Source organism: Streptomyces sp. NPDC054841 (assembly GCF_053611045.1).
Map to the genome: position 1 here is coordinate 1 of NZ_JBSGZO010000771.1, position 2055 is coordinate 2055.

At 73.7% G+C, this 2055-nt stretch carries 1 protein-coding gene and 1 pseudogene; one reads left to right on the forward strand and one right to left on the reverse strand.

The window, feature by feature from the left end:
- Positions 1-633, reverse strand: a pseudogene (locus ACWGI8_RS43000) (hypothetical protein); the annotation flags it as partial.
- 164 nt (positions 634-797) lie between these two features.
- On the opposite strand from ACWGI8_RS43000, the gene ACWGI8_RS43005 reads away from it, so the two are divergent.
- Positions 798-1775, forward strand: coding sequence for a small ribosomal subunit Rsm22 family protein (locus ACWGI8_RS43005; protein WP_453668908.1), 978 nt, complete (start codon positions 798-800; stop codon positions 1773-1775).
- The last annotated feature ends 280 nt before the right edge of the window (positions 1776-2055 follow it).

The window sequence follows — 2055 nt, forward strand, 5'->3', positions numbered from 1 at the left end:
CAGGGACACCTCGCCGGTGTCCGGGTCGACGACCGCGCTGCGGGCGCCGCCGTCGCCGTCGCCGATGAGGATGCCGGGGCCGGCGCCGGAGACGGTCGGCGCCCCGGTCCAGGGCACCTCGACGCGCTGCCGGGCGCCGTCGAGGGCGGCGTAGATGTCCAGGGAGACGAAGGTGCCGGCGGGGGTGAGATAGTCGCGTCCGGCCTTCCCGTACGACCAGACGACGAAGAACTGCCGGTCGTCCTGGGTGACGGACAGCAGCCGTGGGAAGTGCTCCGGGCCGGCCAGTGCGGAGAACGGTTCACCCGACCAGCCTCGCCTGCCGGTCCCGGCGTCCAGGGTCCGCAGCCGGAAGCGGTCGTCCCCCACCCGCTCCAGATAGGCGATCAGCCCGGTCTCGCGGGCGAGCGCGTACTCGGGCGAGGCGTCGGGCACCTCCCAGCCCCGCGCGGTGTCGTACGCGGCGGGGACGGTGAGCTGCGTGGCCGGACCCGAGCTCTTCCGCGCCGGTTTCTTCGGCTTGCCGCCGCTGTTGTCGTCCTTGCCCCCGCCGCCGCAGGTGGCGAGCAGGAGGATCATCGCCAGGACGGCGACTCCCGCCACCAAGGCCATACGTACGACCCGCTGTCTCATGGTCCCCCCGATGAGCAGTACTGCCGGTCAACGGCCGTCAGACTAGCAACTGGCCCTGTACCCACAGCAGTTCGGTTACGTAGCCGTTCTGTCCCGGTTCGGCACGGGCGTTCCGCCCAGGCGGGAAGGCGATCCGTGGCCAGGGCCTGTCCTAGAATTCGCCGGTGAACGCCACCCTCCCCGATGCCCTCGCCGGCCTTCTCGACGGTCTGCCGCAGAGCCGAGTCACCCAGGCGGTGGACCGGCTGATCGCCAGCTACCGGGGGGATACGCCGACGGACGCGCCGGTGCTGCGCGACCGGGCGGACGTCGCCGCGTACGCCGCGTACCGGATGCCCGCGACGTTCGAGGCGGTACGGTCCGCGCTCACCGCCCTGCGCCGGGCCGCGCCCGACTGGGTGCCGGCCACCCACACCGACATCGGCGGCGGCACGGGCGCGGCGAGCTGGGCGGTCGCGGACGCCTGGCCGGAGGGCTCCCATCGCACCACCGTCCTCGACTGGGCGGAGCCCGCGCTGGCACTCGGCCGCGAACTGGCGGCGGTCGCGGACTCGCCCGCGCTGCGGGGCGCCGAGTGGCGGCGGGCGCGGATCGGCGAGGCGATGCGGCTGGAGCCGACGGACCTGATCACGGTCTCGTACGTGCTGAAGGAACTTGACGCGGCGGACCGGACGGCGGTCGTCACGCAGGCCGCGGCGGCGGGCCAGGCGGTCCTGATCGTCGAGCCGGGAACCCCCGACGGCTACGAGCGGATCATCGCCGCGCGCGACCAGCTGATCGCCGCGGGTCTGCGCGTCGCGGCGCCGTGCCCGCACAGCGCGGACTGCCCGATCGTCCCGGGTACGGACTGGTGCCACTTCGCCGCGCGCGTCAGCCGGTCCTCGCTGCACCGCCAGGTGAAGGGCGGGTCGCTTGCGTACGAGGACGAGAAGTTCAGCTACGTCGCCGCGACCCGCTTCCCGGCGACCCCTGCGGCTTCCCGCGTCACCCGTAAACCCCAGCTCCGCAAGGGCCAGGTCCTCCTGGAACTGTGCGATGAGGACGAGACCCTCCACCGCGCCACAGTGACGAAGCGCCACGGCCCCTTGTACCGCGCGGCCCGCGACACCGCCTGGGGCGACGACTGGCCTCCGGCGCCCTGAGCGGCTCGGTGGTACCGGTTCCCGTTCGGCGGGCCGGTGTGTCCGTCCTCAAGCGCCGGGCGGGCTGTGGTGGTACCGGTTCCCGTTCGGCGGGCCGGTGTGTCCGTCCTCAAGCGCCGGACGGGCTGTGGTGGTGCCGGTTCCTGTCCGGTGGGCCGGTGTGGCCGCTCGCGTCCGACTCGGGTCGGGCCGGTGTGTCCGTCCTCAAGCGCCGGACGGGCTGTGGTGGTGCCGGTTCCTGTCCGGTGGGCCGGTGTGGCCGCTCGCGTCCGACTCGGGT